We start from the raw sequence: 16,997 nt of genomic DNA, 5'->3' as shown, positions 1-16,997 counted from the left end.
GCTCACACCGGTTCCTGGCAGCCGATCAAACCCGCGCGGACTCCAGTGGATGCCGCGCCGCGGCCTCGGTCGACGTCGATGGAGTCGTGAAGTTGTTGTCCCGCAACGTCAATGACGTCACCGCCTCGTATCCGGAAACGGTGGAGGCACTGGGCGTCGCGGCGGCGGGGCGGTCTCTGCTCGTCGACGGCGAGCTCGTGGCGTTGAACGCGGCGGGGCAACCTGATTTCGGGTTGCTGCAACGCCGGATGCATGTCGCGCGGCCTGCGGCTGCGTTGCTGCGATCGGTACCGGTGGCGTATTTCGTGTTCGACGTTCTCGACGTCGACGGCGAATCGGTGCGGCATCTGCCCTATCTCGAGCGTCGACGCATTCTCGACGAGCTTGCATTGGCGGATGGGAAGGGTGTGCAGGTGCCGCCGAACATGACCGGCGTCGACGGCAAGGCGTTGATAGAGATCGCGGCTGAGCACGGTATCGAGGGCATAGTCGCCAAACGTGCCGACTCGATTTACCGTCCCGGGGTTCGCTCGAAGTCTTGGTTGAAGACGCCGATCAGGATGAGTCGGGATGGAGTGATTTGCGGGTGGGTTCCCTCGGGCGGCCGAGCCGGTGGCCCGCTCGCGGCGCTGTTGCTCGGTGCGTACGACGACAGCGGCGATCTGGTCTATATCGGCAGTGTCGGAACAGGTTTCACCGACCGAGTCCGGAGAGAACTCCGAAGCAACCTGAATGAGATTGCTCGTCCGGACAGCCCGTTTTCGGTACCGGTGCCGCGCGCCGACACGGTCGGCGCAACGTGGGTCGCCCCGGCCATAGTGGCAATTGTCGAATACCGAGAACAATCAGCATCAAGACGCTTGAGGCATCCCTCGTTCAAAGGAATCCGAAACGATGTGGACAGTACGCACGTTCTGACATGAGCCACTGCACATTGAGTGCGTTGCCGCTGGTTAGGCTGGGTGCGACTCGTTCAAATTTTTCTCGAGGAAAGGCAGACAGGACTACCGTGGCAAAACAGGTAACCGTGCAATTGGTCGACGATATCGACGGGTCGGTCATTGCCGACGACGCCGGCGAGTCCATCGAATTCTCTGTCAGCGGAGTCGAGTACGTCATCGACTTGAAGTCGAAGAGTGCCACCGAGTTTCACCGCAAACTCGGCTACTACATCGAGCACGCGACACGGGTCGGTGGCCGCAAACGTCGGGCCTCCCCGACTGCGGCGTCCTCGCCGTCGACGGCGTCCACACCGACCGCCAAACGGGATCCTGCGCAGACTCGGGCGATCCGGCAGTGGGCAGCCGACACCGGTTACGAGATCAGCGATCGCGGCCGGATTCCAGCGGAGATCGTCGAGGCGTTCGAAGCAGCCCACTGATTCTGAGGTGAGCCGCCCGTCCCGGTGCTGGTAGCCGGTGGGTGTGCGTTCGCCGGGGGGTGCTCGAGGGGGCGCCGCAGGCCCCCCTCGACCGATGCCGGGAACGAAACAAGGGGCGAGGGAAACCGGTGACGGTCTCCCTGGCCCCTTCGTCGTGCGGTGGTGCGGTTACTCGGTCTCGCCGGGTTGTGGGCTGTCACCGGTGCGTGCGGTGAGGGCGTCGTACCCCTGTTCCGGTGTCAGCTCGCCGGTGGCGACGTTCTCCACCGGGGCGAGGGAGTGCCCGTGCTGATCGAGAAAGCCCAGGTAGTTGTCCTGGTTGCCGAAGCTGCTGCGCTTCCACCAGTCCTTGCCGGTCCCGCTCATCCGCGCCTCGTACGCGGCCAACACCTGCGCAAGCGCGATGACCTGGGCGCGGGCCTCGGATGCTTTGTCGATCACCGGGGCGATCGCGGCGCGTGCGGCGCGGTCCTCGGTTCCGGGGTATCCGGCGCTCGGACCGGTCACCGCAGAAACATTCACGCCGAGTAGCTTCGCCAGGAACTGCGGTGCCTTGTTCTGGGTGAGTAGACCGGGCTCGTCGACGAGGGTGTCCGTGATCCACTTTCCCGCGCCCTTGGGCAAGGTCTTGCGGGTCAGGAACTTGGTGAGCCATTCGATACGGACCTCGGTCGCGATCACCGAAGCCTTGTTCAGCTCCTTGGTGCGGCGCAGCGCTGCCCTCTGTGCCTCCTTGTGGGCGGCTTCGGCGGCGAGACGCTTCTGCTCCCGCGCTCGGGCGACGGCAGCGGCGTCATCCGGATCGACCTCGGCAGCGTCGGCGTCGGCTTCCGCCAGCGCTGCCGCGAGTATCGGGCCGGGCTGCACACCGGCAGCGGCGGGGTCGGTGGTGAAGTACTCCGCCTCCCAGACCTGTTCGGTCGTGATGTCCTTGTGGTGGTGGTAGCCGGTCGCGGCTGTGGCTTCGGGATCGTCCTCGGTGCCCCAATCGATGCTCTCCTCGCTGACGACCTCGCCCGTCGCGGTGAGGGTGAACCGTTCACCCATGCTCAGCCACACCGACCACGCAGTGGGGTGCGCCTCAATCACCTCGGCGGTGATTGCTCGCTGCGCTCCGTTCTCGCCGTCGGCGGGGACCACCAGGTCTTCGGCGCGGAACTGACCATCGGCGAAGATCGGTTCGGCGTCGGCGATGGTGAAGCCTCGTTCGGCGTAGGGCTGCGCGGCGGTGGCGCGTTCCTTGCGTTCGGCGCGGTCCGCCAACAGCCGCTTGGCGGTGCGCTCGAAGGCGTAGCGGTGCACCTCGAGCAGTTCGCAGACTGCGTCGTGGTCGCCTTCGGCGTCGAAAGTGGCGAGCACTGCCGCTTGCTCGAGGTCGAGCTGGCCGCCGTCGAGGGCGTCGAGGGCTGTCTGTGACCGTCCGGCTGCGGCAGCGGTTTTCACCTGCTCGCGGGGCATCTGCACCGCTTTGCTGATCTTGGTTGCCGATACTCCGAGTTCGAGCATGCCGGTCACGGCTTTGGCTCGCTGCCCGTGCGTGAGGTCGGTACGGCGGTCGTTGGCGACGACCTGCTGCGACAGTCGGGCGATTTCGCGTGCCTTCGCGTTTCCGGTGGCGCTCCGGATGACGACGGGCACGGTCTCGGCTTCGGCTTCGATCGCGGCGAGGGTGCGCTGCTGGCCATCGATGACGACGACGGTTTCGCCGTCACGGATCGCGGAGATTGCCTGTAGCACTCCGTGTTCGCGGATGCTGTCGACCAGTGCACGGAACTCGGGCGTCTCGGTGTCGACCTCATCGCGGACGTTCGGTCCGACCTCGAGGGTGGAGGGGTCGAGGCGGGCGAACTCCTCGCCCGCCCCCGCCGTCGACGTGGTGTCGACGGCGGGGGCTTCGGTTGCAGCGGTGGCGGTTTCGGTGGTGGTGTTCTGAGCGGTCATGGTGTGGGTGTCTCTTTCCTGGTAGATTCTGGGATTGGAGACACCGGGCAGCTAGGACCTGTCCGGTGTTTCTTCGTTTCTTGTCTCGGGTGTGGGTCAGTCGCCGGTGGGGCCGCTGTGGTGTCCTTCCTGGTAGGCGGTGGTGATCTGGTGTTCGCTCGCGCCGTTCTCGCGTGCGATGCACGCCCATTTCGCGGCCTGCTCGCGGTGCACCGCCTTGGTGCTGGCGTTCGGGTCGACGGCGGCACGGTCCGCGTGTGCGGTGTAGGCGACGACCTGGTTCAGTGCGTGCGTGCGAACCTCGGCCGGGACGGTGGCGATCGCGGCCATGATCGCCCGTTCGACTGGCTTCGCGGCGCTCGTGCTCGCAGGGTGGCTCGTGCTAGCGGGGTTGGTGGTGACCTCGTGCATGGGGTGGGTTTCCTTTCTCCACTGGTGTCCGGACTGTGTTGCCCTGCCACGTTTTTTCGCCGTTTCTGGCGTGAGGAGAGAAGCCCGCACACGGGCACGGTGTCCTGACCCTGGGCCGAAAAGTTTTCACTGAAGGGCTTTGAAAAGTTTTCGGATCCTCCGGACGCGAGCGCGCGAGCGCCAGGGTTGGGTAAGGCGGGCACGGGTGCGGGATGCTCGCCGGTAGCCAGAACCGAGTGAAAAAACGTCTTTTGCTCCGTTGGGTGCGGAGCGCAGCGGAGCTCGATTCGGTGGACACCGAAGGTGGCCCCCTGCCGGCCCCGGACAAGTCCCGGTGGCCGGCGACTGTGGCCGCGTTATGCGACCTCGTCCGCTTCGTTCTCGGCGGCGCTGTCGTCGAGGGCTTCGGCGAGCTCGTGCACGGTCGCGAGCACAGCTTTTGCGGTCTCGGTGATGGTGCCTACGTCCCCGTCCGACCATCCGGCGATGTAGCCGACGGAATAGGCGCTGGTATCGATTCCGAGCAGCCCCGCTAGCACGTACGCGACCGATTCGGCTTCGACCTCCATCCGGTCCCGGTGCAGGTCCTTGCGGGCCTCCGGTCCGATCAGCTCGGGTGCGTGCATCAGAGCGTGCGCGGCCTCTTTTCTGCACTAAGTCTAAGCTTCACGCATGGCGCGTCCCCATCTCGCTGCTCTCGCGTTCCTCGTGGCACTATCAACATGCCTGTCCGCCTGCAGCAGTAGCGAGCCGACTGCCGAACAACCCGAGCTCGGTTCTTCCAGTGGGCCTTACGTACAGCAGAACACCTGCACTGCAGACAGTTCCAGTTCAGTACAGGTCGCACCCGAGCAGAGGCTCACAGATCTGTCGCGGACAGCAGGTGATCTTCTCCTTACCAACGGAATCGCCCCAGGCCCTGAAGTTGCACGGAACGGCGAACTGTCGTCCGACCAAGCGGCAGACCGAGCCAGCACCGTGCCCGGAGACGCGTCCATCGCACAGGCGCTGTGGGTGGAGTACGCCCGACCAGACGCGGGGTTGGACGTCATGAACCCCAATCGGGAGTACTACATCGACCAGGCGCGGAAGATCGCAGAGTTCGAGGTCACCGAAGAGAAGATGGGCCAGTGGCTCGGCCCGAATTGGGCGTCGGTCGTGGAGGTGACAGAGTCGTTTGCCCGTCCCGGGTACGAGCAGTACATCGACCAGGTCGGCGAAGCAAAGCCGATGCGCGCAGCTGACGGTAAGGCTATGCGAGCGCAGCTCCGCGACCAAGCTGTTGCAGCCGGGCTGGAGACTCAGTGGGAGACAGCGCAATCGATTGTTGGAACATACTTTTGGTCGTGCATGATGTCGTCAAGCGATATGGGTAGCGAGGTCGATCTGAACGATTCCGTTCTGGGCGAGATCTTGGCCGCTGATGCGGTGGGTGCGGCATTCGCACGAAGTTTCGGGTCACGCGATCTGGTCGAGCCCCTTGCAGCGGGCGTGCAGATCGTTCTGGATCCGACCACCGCACCGGAAGACGGCGGGCAGCTGACGAAGAACTACGACCCGAACGAGATCTTGTCACCCGAGGACGTCGAGTTGATGGAGGCAGAAGAGCCGAGCCTCGACGGGCCGTAGAGGCCCAGCCGCTGACGCGATCTACGAGACCGCACAGGATGATTCGAGCGACTCACGTCGAACGCGTGCAGCGTGGTCGACCAATCGCCTGGTCCCGCCCATGCTCCAATTTTGCTGTGCGCGTAGCTCTGACTCGAATCAATAGCCGGTGTCGAATTTGTCTGTCGTACCTCCGCAGTCGTCAAGTACGCTCCCCTCATGACTCTGTTGAAAGGCGCATGACCAGCACTCGCACGATCGTTGTGCATATCCCCTCATCGGTCGTCGGCGATGGCGAGATTGCAGCGCCACAGGTGGGCGCAATGCTCACCGGGCCACTACGATTCGTTGAGCTCCCAGTCGACGCCCCTGATGTCGTTCGAATCAGAACTCGCCTCGAGCCCTCCAAACAAGAACCCATTCTGCAATACACCAGCCCGAACACGTCTCGCCGATGGGAGTGGAGCGGGCTGCTGCGCGGCGACGGATGGACAGCATCCTGGCGCGGATTCCAACCTCTGACTGGTGTAGTCGAGCTGGTCGGGCGTTTCAGTGGTGACTTCGGATACGACACCGGTGGCCGATTCCGTGGTCGAGTGACCCGGGTGCGGATGATTTCCGAGCGCTTCGAGCAGCAACCGGATGTGGGCTGGGCGCAGGTTCCCGGACATCGCAGTTCTCGCGACGTCGACGCAGCGCCCCGTTTCTTCGGCGCTCCACCGCTGACCGACGACGAACTCGGCCCTATCGACTTGGAGCACAGCGTGGCGGTCGACATCGATCTCGATGACGTGCCCGCCCTACCAGTGCGACCGAGCGTGTTACCCGGGGACGTATCTGTTGCAGGCCGGAAGCGGTGGATCGCGGATTCCGAGCTTCCACTTGTCGTTGCCCTCGGGGCCGATAGCAGTGTCACCGAATATCGGTTGCCGACCAGAATTGGGCAAGGCCCACGCATCTGGGCAACCGAGACAGGATGTTGGGCTGCTGGCACGAACGGAACCTACTGGATTTCCCACGGCAACGACCCGGTCCAAGTGGACGACCGACCGGTGTACAACGCGGCATCAAACGGCAACACGTTGCTTGCCTGCACCGACGACGCTACCTGGCGCCTCTATTCTCCCAACTCAACTCCAATCGACGTGGACGCCCTTCGTGGCTGGGTGAATTCCGTTGCTGTCGAGGACGACTGCTTCATTGCCGTCGTTCGTCCAGCTGATCAGTCTGTCATCCGATTGGTTCGTGTGTCGGTAACCGGTGAATCGACGATAGGTCCAGAAATTCCCCCTGAGTCTCGCCGGCACGGCAGGCCTTATCTAGCGGGTGAGCCTTTGCGTCTCATCCGTGGCATAGATATCGCTCGCGTGGGCCGCGACCTGGGCGTCCGTGATGACGGTGACAAGCTCGGACGCGACCAGTTCCACGGCGGCCAACTCGGGCGCTACGCCTGGACAATCGGCCACCCGCCGGATGGCACCTCATCGTCGGGTTGGTGGCCACTTCCCGGGCCGGTCTCGTACGACCGAGGTGAGCAGTTTTGGCTGTTCACCATCTACGATGCGGAGACCTTTGCACCGTTGACGAGTGTTCCAGTGTTCGCCACTCGGCCGAATGTGACAATCGACGACGACGGCCGCGTCCTGCTGATCGGCAGAGGCGTTCAAATGGTGTACCCCCACGCCCCGATAATGCAGGTCCCCACCGAGTTGGACGTCGCGCGTCTGATCGACGCCTCGCGGCGCGTGCCGAAGTCGTGAAGGTTCACCTCTAGATTCTCTCGGTCTGAATTGAGGGGAGACCGAGATTGGTTGCGGTGCGCTGCATCTGGATTAATTTCTGTTGTGCGGCAGCGAGGCTGACGGTCAGGCCGTCGACATCGCCGAGCCAGCCGCGTTCGGTGGCCTCGGCGAGGCGTTCCCGAAGGCTCGTGATGATGTTTTCGAGCCGGGTTCGTTGGGTGGGGTCCGGGCGGAGCATCGGGCAGCGGATGCAGGCATGTTCATGTTGGCAACCCGTGCCGTAGGCACGCCCACAGGTGCCGAGTTCGAGTGTGCGCGCGGCGAAGTGGCCCAGGAACTCGTCCCATTCGCTGTCGGTTGGTTCGCGGTATTCCTCGGAGGGCCGGGTTGCGCGGCGTCGTGTGAGGAACGCGCGGTGGTGATCGATGACGTCTTGGTCGTAGACGGCGACGTAGGTTTGCGTGGTGTCCAGCGATTCGTGGCCGAGTATTTTGGCGGTGATGTGCACTGGTAATCCCTGAGAGACAGCCTCGGTGGCGAAGATGCGTCGAAAGTCGTGTGGGCTGAAGTGTGCAGGTGTGCCGTCTGTGTTCGTGATGCCGGCTACTTCGACTAGTTCGTCGAGCAGACTCTTGATTCGCATGTGCGTGATGCCGATGTTGATCAACCCCCAGCGTCTTTGGAAGAGGAACGGCAGAGGCGGGCTGTGCAGACGTTCCGCGTGGTCGTATCGCGATAGCAGTGGGATCTGTTCGTGTCCGTCGCGGACATGGGCGATGATCTCGGCGAACACGCTGGCCAGCTCTGGACTGATCACCAGCAACCGTTCTTTGTCTGTCTTCGACGGGGCGATCTGAAGCATCGGGATCACTTCTCCGGTGGCGGGCAGGGTGTAGGAAACGAAGGATCTATGCGTAATTTCGAGCATCTCCTCGATGCGTACCCCGGTGTGACGGAACACCTCGACCGACGCCCACGCCCAGAACGCTCTTTCCGCTTCCAAGGTCAGATTTCGACGTCCCGCCGTGTGATGTCTTCGTGCGCTGCCCACGTCCTTGTCCGTGACGTGATTGGTGACGTAGACAACTCCTGGCCGGCCGGTTCCGCCCAAGGCCGGATCGCTCGAAAGCACAGCCCGGCGCAGCGTCTGTCCGTTTACGGTGAACTTTTCCCCTGGTGCAACGCGTTGCGCTGCCTCCAGTAGCGCTGCCGAGGCCACGCGCCTGGCGTGAGCAACTTCGCTCAGGCGCGACAGGAGCGGTGCGAGTTCGCGGGTGCGTTGATGCATCCTCGATCTTCGGTGCTGTGCAGCCTTCTTCATTCCAGCCAGGTCACGTGAGTCAACGGGGGAGGGCGCGGCCCATCGGGCCCACCTGGCTGGGTCTTCGAGAGCCCAATGCGACAGATCGGCGTAGAACGCTCGGACCGCCATCAAGATGGAGTACGGGTCCTGCCGTTTTTCGCCCCGTCGTCGGTTGCCGTATCGAACCTCAGTGAGACGCTGCTTCCATGCTCGCGCCACTCGATCGGACAGGTGAAGCGAATCGATTCCCGGCTCGTGCAGTTCGATGTCACGCCAGAACAGCAAGATCAGCTTGGAGGCGAGCGGTCCGATCGTGGAGTAGTCCAGGCCTGCGGATCGCTCGGTCAAGTAGTCCACGAACAAGTCTCGGATAGGCTCGTAGGAAATTTCGTAGCCGTCGACCATTTCGGTGATGGTGAGTTGTCCTCGTCGCGACGCTGCATGAATGGACGGCGGGCTGTCGACGGACAGTATGCCTGCCCGGCGGAGCAGCGTGTACCAGTGCGAGTGCTGGCGCGAAGAGAACCCGGTTTGAGCCCGGTACGCCTCGACGCAGTCCGCCAAAGTTACCGCTGCGAGGTTGCCCCCGTTACGCACCAGCATTCGGGCGAGTTGGATCAGCGCGGACCGCTCGTCGGTCATAGTGGCTCGCTCGTCGTTGCGGCAAAGGTCAATGATTGCGGCGAAGCCTTCTGGGTCGCGAACCTGCGTGAATCGTCTGTAGAGCGTGGGCGACGGAGTGCCATAAAGCCACGGGTAATCCGGGCGGACCACGTCGAGAAGAATCAACCGCCCTGCTGCGCCTGTCGCTGCCCCTCGATCCATGGTCGGCACACCCGGAATCGTCTGCGCAAGAACAGGATCAGACCACTGCTTCCCAGCAGTATCGGCACCGGAGGCTCGCCAGCGCTGCTGCCAGGACTCGCCCTCGAACTGTTGCAGCCACACAAGCAGCCCCGTTACCTCGCGTACCCGCCTACGCAGTTCTTTCGCCGAGGCACCTTCGTCCAGTCGTTCGACAGCTGCGAGTACTTCTTCGATCGATTGCTGCGATGCAGTCCAGATCACGGGCCGTTCGATGAACGGCGTGGGGAGTTTCGGAGTGACGAAGTGGTAGAAGCCCGAGCTCTTCTGTGATGGCCTGGCACCACGTTGGAATGACGAAGCGGTGCGTTCAGTCACGACGGCCACCACCAAGGAGAACGTCCAGGACGTCACGGGTATAGCCCGCTGCCGGCGGCATCACTGTGGGCCGATCTCTGCGCGTGCGGTGGTGCTCGAGAACCCTGGCCACCACCTCGTCTGTGCGGCTGCGAAGATAGATCTGCGTGGTCGTCAAGTGCGCGTGACCAAGTACCCACTGCACATCGGTCAGCGACAGATTCGGATCTTCGATCATGCGCTGTGCTGCGGTGTGGCGCAGGTCGTGCAGAGTCCACGACGTACCGAGCGAAACGTTGGCGCGTTGAAGCATGCGTCGCGCCGCAGAATACGTCAGAGGCCGTACCGGCCGTCGCCTGGTCAACCACAACGCACGCTCGCCTTCCGGCCGATCGAGTTGCTGCTCGTAGAGCCTGAGCCACACGAACGAATCGGCTGAGGCCGGAAGCCACTGCAATCGACCAGAACCTTTCCGGTGCACACCAATCCGTTGCTCACCCGGGTCGATATGGTCAACGCTCACCCCGAGCAGTTCCGATGCCCGTGCCCCAGTGGAGACGTAGAACGCGAGCAACGAACGGTCGCGGTGCGAACCGAGAGCTGCGAACAATGCATCGAACATCCCGTCGGGAAGGCTGCGCGGCAACCGATCCAGGACCTTTTGTCGCAGCGGTGCACGTCGACCCGCAGTGAACGGTGCCATCGGGTTGTGATGCGCCTGCACTTGCCGGCCCGCTCTGTGCGCCGCGCTCGGGACTGGGTTGACCAACGGACCCTGACCAGCAGCTGCGCGGTCGACGTAGAACGCCTTTACGACCGCCAGCGCATGGTTGATCGTTGCAGGCGCATATCCTGTCGACCTACCTACGGGCCCAACCACCCGCATCCACAGCACGAAGTCACGAGCCTCCACGGGCGTTGCTCGATCCCAGGACACTTCGATTGCCGCCAGGAACCGCCACCACCGCAGCAAAGCAAACCCGTACGATCGAAGTGAATTCGGGCTAGCACCCGATGCCAGCATCGTGGCGAAAAAATCGCTCACCTCGGGTATAGGTTCATCCGCTGCGTCCCGGAGAACGACGCCAGGAACGCCCTCTACAGAGTCGATGCTTCCAACTGCGGCAACGATCAACGTCGCCACATCCCGCAACGGGTAGTGCTGGGACCCGTTCGTTCGATCATCCATTCCTCTGCTGTTCCCCTCCGTAGGCCCGATCCTTACTACGACCTGAGCACAGCCTGGAAGCAATGCCGTCTACAGCAACCAGACACGGCGCGCCTCATCCGCAACCGAGAGAAGAACTCCCAGCACTACGTGTGCGTTGGTGCGGTCAACAGTTCGTGGATCATCGTTTTGGCGGCCGCTGCGGGTTCGAGCGCCTCGTCGACGACGATGCGGTGGGAGCCGTCGGTTGTGGTGTAGCCGTTGGCGGAGCTGGCGATCGGCTCACGGGTGACCGTCCACCCCCGCTCGGTCATGACTGCGGCGGTGCGGTTGTAGATCGCGGCCGGGTCGGCGCCGGTGAGCAGCTGCGTGATCTCTTCGGGCTGGGGGTGGCCCTCGATCGGGTCGGTTTGGGAGATGTCGAATACGGACAGGATCGGGAACGTGGGGACTTTGCGGTCCTGTTCGTCGCCGGTGGCGGGGTCGGTTTCGGTGATGGTGCGGGAGCTGTAGCCGTAGAGCCGGATTGCTTTTTCGCCTTTGCGGACCTGTCGTCCGCGCTGCTGCCAGGACCGGAAACCCGCCACCCGGGTTGCGTCCGGTTTCTGCGTCAAGATGAGTAGGACGTTGCGAAAACTGTAGCTGTGAAACGACATTGCTGCATCGAGGTAGGCGCGCCACGCCTCGGAGCCGGTCAGCTCGGCTACCTTCTCGGTGATCGATGCCTGTAGCGTCTCGGCGAGCTTGCGGCGTTCTTCGGTCTTGTCCGCTGCGGTTGCTGTTCGTGCTCCCATGATGATTCCTCCCGTGCCCGACCGGTCCCCCGGCCTTTCGCTCTGCCAATTTCTTTCTCGCCGTCATCTGGCGTAGGAAGAGGCGTCGGCACACGGGGACAACGGGTCAACGGGTCAACGGCTGGGCCGGACACTTTTCACTGGAGGGCTTTGAAAAGTGTTCGGAGCCATGGGCCGGAGCGTGCGACGCCAGAGGTTGATGCGGAGGTCACGGGTGCCGCAGACTCGCCGCGAGCCAGATGTACGAGAAAGAAATCAATGCTCTTCACGGTGCGACGCGTAGCGGCGTTCGATTCGAGGGACGCCCGCAGGGTGGCCGGCCGCCGACAGGCGGATGCACGCGCTCGACAAGCGACTGCGGTGTCCACCTCTCGCCGCGTACAACGCCGGATGACTGTGCGGGAGCGACGAAGGCCGGACACGCTCGGTGTCGCGGCAGCTCCGATTCGCGGTGTTCCGTTGCCTGGACGGTGTGAATCTACCTCCGGTATGACGCGCTGGAGGGCATACGGTAGTTGTCGCAAATGCCAGTAAGATCAGCGTGTGATGGTTCCGACGCCTTACGAAGATATGCTGCGCCACGGAGTCGGGTTCATCGGGAATCCAACTGAATAGAGATGGATCGGCGAGGTTGTTCTCGCCCCCAGTGCCTTAGGACGCGATGTGTCGTGTCTTCCTGTTCTGGTCGCCTCGAAAGGGGCGGCTGGCTTCCGACAGATTGTCTGTCGGTCGCGAGGTAGGAAGGGGGCGGCGATGGCTTCTGATGCCGATCCACCCGAAAGACCGGGGCCTTCGCGGGCCGATAGAGCCGGGGATGCGTTTTCGCGTGTCGCTGTAGGTATGCGGGGAGCTTTGTTGCTCGCTACGTACAGCAACAGCTCGACCACCGTTGTTCTGGTGATCGAGCTGTTGGCTCTAGGACTCCAGTTGGCTGCTAGCTTCTCACGGCGGCGCTGACAAGAGGAGGCCCTGGGGCAGGGCGGCTATCTCGGTGTTCGCGCACCGGGGTGGCCGCCCTTGTCGTGGACTGGTGTCCACGTTGCCTAAGTTCACTGTAGACGGAGTTTGCCAAAGTTCCAATCGACTGGATAGGGAATCGCCTGCTCAGCCTTGGTAGGCAGGGGCCGTTCGGTCGGCACTTTCGGTAGACGACCCGGCCGTTGCGGTGGTGTCCAGTGTCCAGTTGGTTGTAGAACCGACAAGTAGTGAAATGACGCGCACTGGGCCTTGTTCTCGGCGATACTCGCGTGATGTACGACGAACCGGAGTACCAGTACCGCTTCAACGAGTACGGAACGACTGGAAGGTCCATTGCGGGCGAAATCGAGTGTTTCCGGGACAATGCCCCCAAGACTTCGCTGGGGCGCTTCACGTTCGGCGTATTCCGTGACATCCGAGTCGTCGAGACGCTTCAACTCGATAACCACACCGAGAAAGATGACCCTCCGGGTTCTTACTTGCGTGGGCTCGGCATGGCGATGTTCCAGCGACTGATGGCTCGCTATCCCGGCTATGAGTTCCGTACATACGGTCCGCTGGAAGACCAGACCAAGGCGGGGCAAGGCTTCATCACCGCTGTCCGGAATGGAAACGCGAAGGACGGTCGAGATCCGTTGCCGTATCACGACAATCAGTGTTTCAACGGACGTGAGGAGTGCGTTTGCCCGCTGGGTGGGCGACAGCGAGATCGGTAGCTACAAGGTCTGTCGGGTCCCGCTCTGGCGGTCTGGTGCGCCCGATGCTCCTGTCGGTGGACACCGACGGTGGCCGGCCACCGACAGGTGGATGCAGTACGCACGGCACGTGGCCGTCGTGACTATTTCGACCGTGTGATCGTTTCTCGTGTGGTTCTCGGGTACGGGGGCGCAGGCCGGTCGGTCGTCGGCCGACAGCGCAAGTGCGAGTGCTGTGTGCACAGCGATTTCGGCGGGTAGCGGTGGTCCGTGGAGTGTTCGGATTCGCATGACGTCGAGTATTGCGGGTGGCACCGACAGGTTTGGCTCTGCTGCAACGGTTCTGCTCTACATGTAGAGCAGGTGCGTCGAGGTTCCGTCGAAATGTTCGAGGGCGTCGAGGACGCCGTTGTAGTTGGCGGGTCGGCAGGCTCCGAGGCCGACAATGAGGGCGCATTCGTCGTCGATGGAGACGAGGTAGGTGGGCGGGGTGCCGTTGCTGCTGGCGTCGGCGTGGGTTCGTGCGTCGAGGAGGGCGTAGCGGACGGCGTCGGCGGCCATCTGTTTGGCTTGGTCGAGGCGCGGTTCTGCTCCTGCTGCGGTGATGGTTTCGGATCGGCGGTCGGGTCGGGTGGTGACGGTCCAGGTGATCATGTCGGCGCTGTGCTCCTTTGTCGGGTGCGCTTGGGTGTGTAGCGGGTGCGGCGTGGGGTTTCAGCATCGCGTACCGAGCGCCAGCGAGGTCCGCGATGCGCAGGCGTTTTCCGGGATCTGGGGATAACTCGTCGGCCTGTGGATGGATACGCCGCGGCCCCGAAACCGTCGGGTTTCGGGGCCGGGTGGTTGCCGGGGGCTATTGGCGGCGGCGCCGCCATGGCGCGGCCATGTCTTGCTGGTGTTCGTGTTCGGCGTCGTCGTCGAACGAGTCGGTCAGGACTGTGGGGTCGCTGCGGTAGTGCTCGCCGTCGGTGAAGACTGCGACCGCGGTGCGGTGGATGGTGCGCAGCTCGTCGAGCATGGTGACGTAGCCGAGGCGGTCGAGGATGCGCCAGGTGACCGGTCCCATGTGGATTTCGACCCAGTGCATGGTGCGGCGGCGGGCGGGGATGTACTGCTCGCGGGGGGTGACGGCGGTGTCGGGCGGTGCGAGCCAGACGACGGAGAGCGCGGCTCGGGCGAAGTCGTCGCCGGGGCCGCCGGGTTGGGGTGCGTGGGCGTCGATGCGGCCGATGAGGGTGCGGGCGTCGGCGAATCCGGCGATGAATCCGTGGACGGCGGTGGCTGAGCGGAAGGTCATCATCATGCGGTTGAAGGTGACGATCATCTGGGCTTCGTCGGTGGCGGCGGCGTGGATGTTGATGACGGCTTTCTGGCGGCCGAGGATGGTTGCTGTGGTGTGGGTGACCACTGCGCCGTGCCGGTCGGCGCCGGTGGTGGTGGTGGTGTGTGCGGTGGCCTGATGCTGCATGACGCTCCCCTGGTGATCGGGTGACAGGCCCGGTGTGCCCGCCAATTTTCTTGCCGTTCTGGCAGGGGAGAGTTGGACCGGCAGGAGGTGGCCGGAGTGCAATTGTCGGGCCGAAAGTTTTCACCAACGGGTTTTGAAAAGTTTCGGAGCCCTCGGGCCGGAGCGTGCGACGCCGGCGGTTGTGCGGAGGTCGCCGCCGGTCAAAATCGGTAGGCCAGAAGGGAAAACAAGAAGTCTTTTCACAGGACGGAGCGCAGCGGAGTTCGATTCGGTGGACGCCCGCAGGGTGGCCGGCACCGCCGACAGACGGAATACCTCAAGGACGCTGACGCCCCCTGGGGGGGTGACCACCTAGCCGTACGGCTTTGAGATTCAATGCGGGCATGTGCTGTGCGGAGCGCACGGAAGCTGGCGGAGTTCGACACAGACGCGGAAACCCAGCGGTCCAAGGCCCGGCGCTGGTCCGTAGTTGTCCGGTCGATCAGGGAAACCGTTCGCATGTGGCAGGGTCGCTCGGTGGCGGCTCGAATTCGCCCCATTCCGTAGTTTCGGACCAGCATGCACCGCCGCTGAGGGAGCCGCCATTCGCATACACCTGACTTGGGTTTGCGAGACCCAAGTCGACGCCATCCAGGTTTGCGCCGCTCAAGTCTGCACCGCGCAAGTCCGCGCCAGGCAATTTCGCGTCGTGTAGGTTCGCGCCTGCCAGTTTCGCGTCGTTTAGGTCCGCAAAGTCGAGTACCGCGCCGCTCAAGTCCGCGCTCTGTAAGTCGGCCCCGGCCAGATATCCGCCTCTCAGGCGTACACCGCTCAGGTTCGCACCTTGGAGGTCCGCATTGCGTAGGTTCGCGGTGACGAGGTTCGCCTCGGGCAGCTGCGCGGAGACCAGTCTCGCGCCACGCAGGTCGGTGCCGCTCAGGTTTGCTTTGGTTAGGTCCGCAAAGTCGAGTACCGCGCCGCTCAAGTCCGCGCCGTTGAATTGCGCGCCGCGTAAATCCGCGGCACCGAACTTCGCGCCATTCAACTTCGCTTCATCAAAGTGCGCGTTTGCCAGTTCGAGGCCCCTGAGGTTTTGTTCTGCCAGGTCGATGCCGTTGAAGGGCCGTGGTAGGTCAGGGTCGGGAGAGGATTTGTCCCGGATGAAGGTGAGGTTGGCTGCGCGGAGGAGTCGGTCCGCTCGCGTGTCATCAATTTCTTGCTGCGCATTAATGGTCCCCCAAGCGACGATACCGCCGGTGATGAAGGCAATGAGGAGTGGCACGACGACATCGCGGGTCCAGAAGGAGCTGATCGGTACGCCCGTTGTTGCTGGTCCTGGGTCGGGCTCGTCAGTAGCTGACGATGTGTCCGCAGACGCTTGCTCCGGTGGCGCGGATGGAGTGCGCCTGTTGATTCGGCCAGCGACGCGGCGGTTTAGGCGAGGTGCACCGTTGGGTGTCATTCCGGGAATGATAAGCACTGCGGGCACTCGATGAGATGCGGAAGTTGCGGCCGAGTCGCGGTTCTAGTTGCCAGACCATGAGTACGTCAGCGGGTAGGACCTCAAGCAGGATGACTGCAGGAGTTTAGAAGTTGACTGCACTACCCGCTTTTTGTGATCGCTAAGGCATCTCGTTCCGATCGTGCGAGGGCGAGGTTGCTGTAGATCGCAGATCGTCTCAATCCACTGTTCTTACATAGTGTTTCGATTTTGAATTGCCGAGTTTCGTACATCTGGAGCAGGTACGCTCGCTCCTCTGGTGTGAGGGTGTGCGGTCGACCTTTCATCTTGCCGGCCGCTGCGGCCGCGGCGATGGCGTCGCGGGTGCGGGCGCGGATGAGGTCGGACTCGAATTCGGCCATGAGCCCGAGCATTCCAATGAACATTTTGCCCATCGGGTCTGCTGGGTCGTAGACCTTTCCGTCGATCGACAGTGCCACCCCGCGTACGGCCAGGCGATTGACCGTCTCGTGCAGATCACCAGCCGATCGCGAAAGTCGATCGAGTTTGGTGACGCAGAATTCATCGCCGGCACGACTCGCGTTGATCGCGTTCTCAAGGCCGGGACGTTTGCTTTGTCGGCCACTGACTCCGTTGTCAACGTAGACCCGATCGCGGTCGACGCCGATCTTGGCGAGCAACCCGATCTGGACCGCGGTGTCCTGCCGGGCGGTACTGCACCGCGCGTATCCGATTTTCATGCCTCTCCGGCCTGCTGGACTCGTTCTGTCCAGTTGAGACTACGTGAAGCTGGACAGAACGACCGGACACTTCCACCGGACGGTTTCGCCTGACATCTCGTGACGTCAACCTGTCAGTTTCAGAAGACGGCTGCACGATGTCAGAAGTGCACTGCAGTGCAACTCC

At 63.2% G+C, this 16,997-nt stretch carries 15 protein-coding genes; 5 read left to right on the top strand and 10 right to left on the bottom strand.

What is annotated here, in order from left to right:
• The coding region (locus ACODSO_RS27935) for an ATP-dependent DNA ligase (protein ID WP_489039897.1) at positions 1-923 on the top strand (923 nt) is incomplete at its 5' end.
• An 86-nt stretch (positions 924-1,009) separates the two neighbouring features.
• Positions 1,010-1,381, top strand: coding sequence for a histone-like nucleoid-structuring protein Lsr2 (locus ACODSO_RS27930; RefSeq protein WP_489039896.1), 372 nt, complete (start codon positions 1,010-1,012; stop codon positions 1,379-1,381).
• A 168-nt stretch (positions 1,382-1,549) separates the two neighbouring features.
• Here the strand turns inward: ACODSO_RS27930 and ACODSO_RS27925 are convergent, their stop codons facing one another.
• From ACODSO_RS27925 to ACODSO_RS27915, 3 genes are all read right to left on the bottom strand, one after another.
• Positions 1,550-3,322, bottom strand: coding sequence for a ParB/RepB/Spo0J family partition protein (locus tag ACODSO_RS27925; RefSeq protein ID WP_489039895.1), 1,773 nt, complete (start codon positions 3,320-3,322; stop codon positions 1,550-1,552).
• Positions 3,323-3,418: 96 nt separating this feature from the next.
• On the bottom strand, positions 3,419-3,733 hold the full coding sequence (locus ACODSO_RS27920) for a hypothetical protein (RefSeq protein WP_489039894.1): 315 nt from the start codon (positions 3,731-3,733) through the stop codon (positions 3,419-3,421).
• A gap of 356 nt (positions 3,734-4,089) precedes the next feature.
• The gene (locus ACODSO_RS27915; protein ID WP_489039893.1) at positions 4,090-4,359 is read right to left on the bottom strand and encodes a hypothetical protein; all 270 of its coding nucleotides are present in this window, start codon (positions 4,357-4,359) and stop codon (positions 4,090-4,092) included.
• 46 nt (positions 4,360-4,405) lie between these two features.
• Between ACODSO_RS27915 and ACODSO_RS27910 the strand changes: the two genes are divergently transcribed.
• Positions 4,406-5,362 (top strand): hypothetical protein, encoded by a 957-nt coding sequence (locus tag ACODSO_RS27910; protein WP_489039892.1) that lies wholly within the window; start codon positions 4,406-4,408, stop codon positions 5,360-5,362.
• Between the two features lie 218 nt (positions 5,363-5,580).
• Positions 5,581-7,101, top strand: a complete 1,521-nt coding sequence (locus ACODSO_RS27905; RefSeq protein WP_489039891.1) for a hypothetical protein — start codon at positions 5,581-5,583, stop codon at positions 7,099-7,101.
• 10 nt (positions 7,102-7,111) lie between these two features.
• On the opposite strand, the gene ACODSO_RS27900 is transcribed toward ACODSO_RS27905, so the two are convergent.
• The 3 genes from ACODSO_RS27900 to ACODSO_RS27890 form a co-directional block, all read right to left on the bottom strand.
• Positions 7,112-9,568, bottom strand: coding sequence for a tyrosine-type recombinase/integrase (locus ACODSO_RS27900; RefSeq protein WP_489039890.1), 2,457 nt, complete (start codon positions 9,566-9,568; stop codon positions 7,112-7,114).
• A complete protein-coding gene (locus ACODSO_RS27895) occupies positions 9,561-10,736 on the bottom strand; it encodes a tyrosine-type recombinase/integrase (RefSeq protein ID WP_052058737.1) in 1,176 nt (391 codons plus the stop codon). Before ACODSO_RS27895 ends, ACODSO_RS27900 begins: the two co-directional genes overlap by 8 nt.
• Positions 10,737-10,861: 125 nt before the next feature.
• Positions 10,862-11,509: an ArdC family protein gene (locus tag ACODSO_RS27890; protein ID WP_489039889.1), complete on the bottom strand. Its 648-nt coding sequence runs from the start codon at positions 11,507-11,509 to the stop codon at positions 10,862-10,864.
• Positions 11,510-12,759: 1,250 nt separating this feature from the next.
• Here ACODSO_RS27890 and ACODSO_RS27885 point away from each other — a divergent pair.
• Positions 12,760-13,203: a hypothetical protein gene (locus ACODSO_RS27885; protein ID WP_489039888.1), complete on the top strand. Its 444-nt coding sequence runs from the start codon at positions 12,760-12,762 to the stop codon at positions 13,201-13,203.
• Positions 13,204-13,530: 327 nt separating this feature from the next.
• On the opposite strand, the gene ACODSO_RS27880 is transcribed toward ACODSO_RS27885, so the two are convergent.
• From ACODSO_RS27880 to ACODSO_RS27865, 4 genes are all read right to left on the bottom strand, one after another.
• The gene (locus ACODSO_RS27880; protein ID WP_489039887.1) at positions 13,531-13,836 is read right to left on the bottom strand and encodes a hypothetical protein; all 306 of its coding nucleotides are present in this window, start codon (positions 13,834-13,836) and stop codon (positions 13,531-13,533) included.
• A 199-nt stretch (positions 13,837-14,035) separates the two neighbouring features.
• Positions 14,036-14,650 carry a hypothetical protein gene (locus tag ACODSO_RS27875; protein ID WP_489039886.1) on the bottom strand — a complete coding sequence of 205 codons (615 nt, stop codon included), beginning with the start codon at positions 14,648-14,650 and terminating at the stop codon, positions 14,036-14,038.
• A gap of 481 nt (positions 14,651-15,131) precedes the next feature.
• Entirely contained in the window at positions 15,132-15,911 is a 780-nt protein-coding gene (locus ACODSO_RS27870; protein WP_489039885.1) for a pentapeptide repeat-containing protein, read from the bottom strand.
• Positions 15,912-16,231: 320 nt separating this feature from the next.
• Positions 16,232-16,831, bottom strand: a complete 600-nt coding sequence (locus tag ACODSO_RS27865) for a recombinase family protein (protein WP_489039884.1) — start codon at positions 16,829-16,831, stop codon at positions 16,232-16,234.
• Positions 16,832-16,997: the final 166 nt, after the last annotated feature.

It is taken from the genome of Rhodococcus sp. FG69 (genome assembly GCF_057808915.1).
Note: the sequence above shows the minus strand (reverse complement) of the source record. Positions and strands in the feature narration are given on the sequence as shown.

Excerpts from the sequence above, each read along its gene's own strand:
- ACODSO_RS27925 (WP_489039895.1), bottom strand. The coding sequence starts at position 3,322 with ATGACCGCTCAGAACACCACCACCGAAACCGCCACCGCTGCAACCGAA.
- ACODSO_RS27920 (WP_489039894.1), bottom strand. The coding sequence starts at position 3,733 with ATGCACGAGGTCACCACCAACCCCGCTAGCACGAGCCACCCTGCGAGC.
- ACODSO_RS27915 (WP_489039893.1), bottom strand. The coding sequence starts at position 4,359 with ATGCACGCACCCGAGCTGATCGGACCGGAGGCCCGCAAGGACCTGCAC.
- ACODSO_RS27910 (WP_489039892.1), top strand. The coding sequence starts at position 4,406 with ATGGCGCGTCCCCATCTCGCTGCTCTCGCGTTCCTCGTGGCACTATCA.
- ACODSO_RS27905 (WP_489039891.1), top strand. The coding sequence starts at position 5,581 with ATGACCAGCACTCGCACGATCGTTGTGCATATCCCCTCATCGGTCGTC.
- ACODSO_RS27895 (WP_052058737.1), bottom strand. The coding sequence starts at position 10,736 with ATGGATGATCGAACGAACGGGTCCCAGCACTACCCGTTGCGGGATGTG.
- ACODSO_RS27890 (WP_489039889.1), bottom strand. The coding sequence starts at position 11,509 with ATGGGAGCACGAACAGCAACCGCAGCGGACAAGACCGAAGAACGCCGC.
- ACODSO_RS27885 (WP_489039888.1), top strand. The coding sequence starts at position 12,760 with ATGTACGACGAACCGGAGTACCAGTACCGCTTCAACGAGTACGGAACG.
- ACODSO_RS27880 (WP_489039887.1), bottom strand. The coding sequence starts at position 13,836 with ATGATCACCTGGACCGTCACCACCCGACCCGACCGCCGATCCGAAACC.
- ACODSO_RS27875 (WP_489039886.1), bottom strand. The coding sequence starts at position 14,650 with ATGCAGCATCAGGCCACCGCACACACCACCACCACCACCGGCGCCGAC.
- ACODSO_RS27865 (WP_489039884.1), bottom strand. The coding sequence starts at position 16,831 with ATGAAAATCGGATACGCGCGGTGCAGTACCGCCCGGCAGGACACCGCG.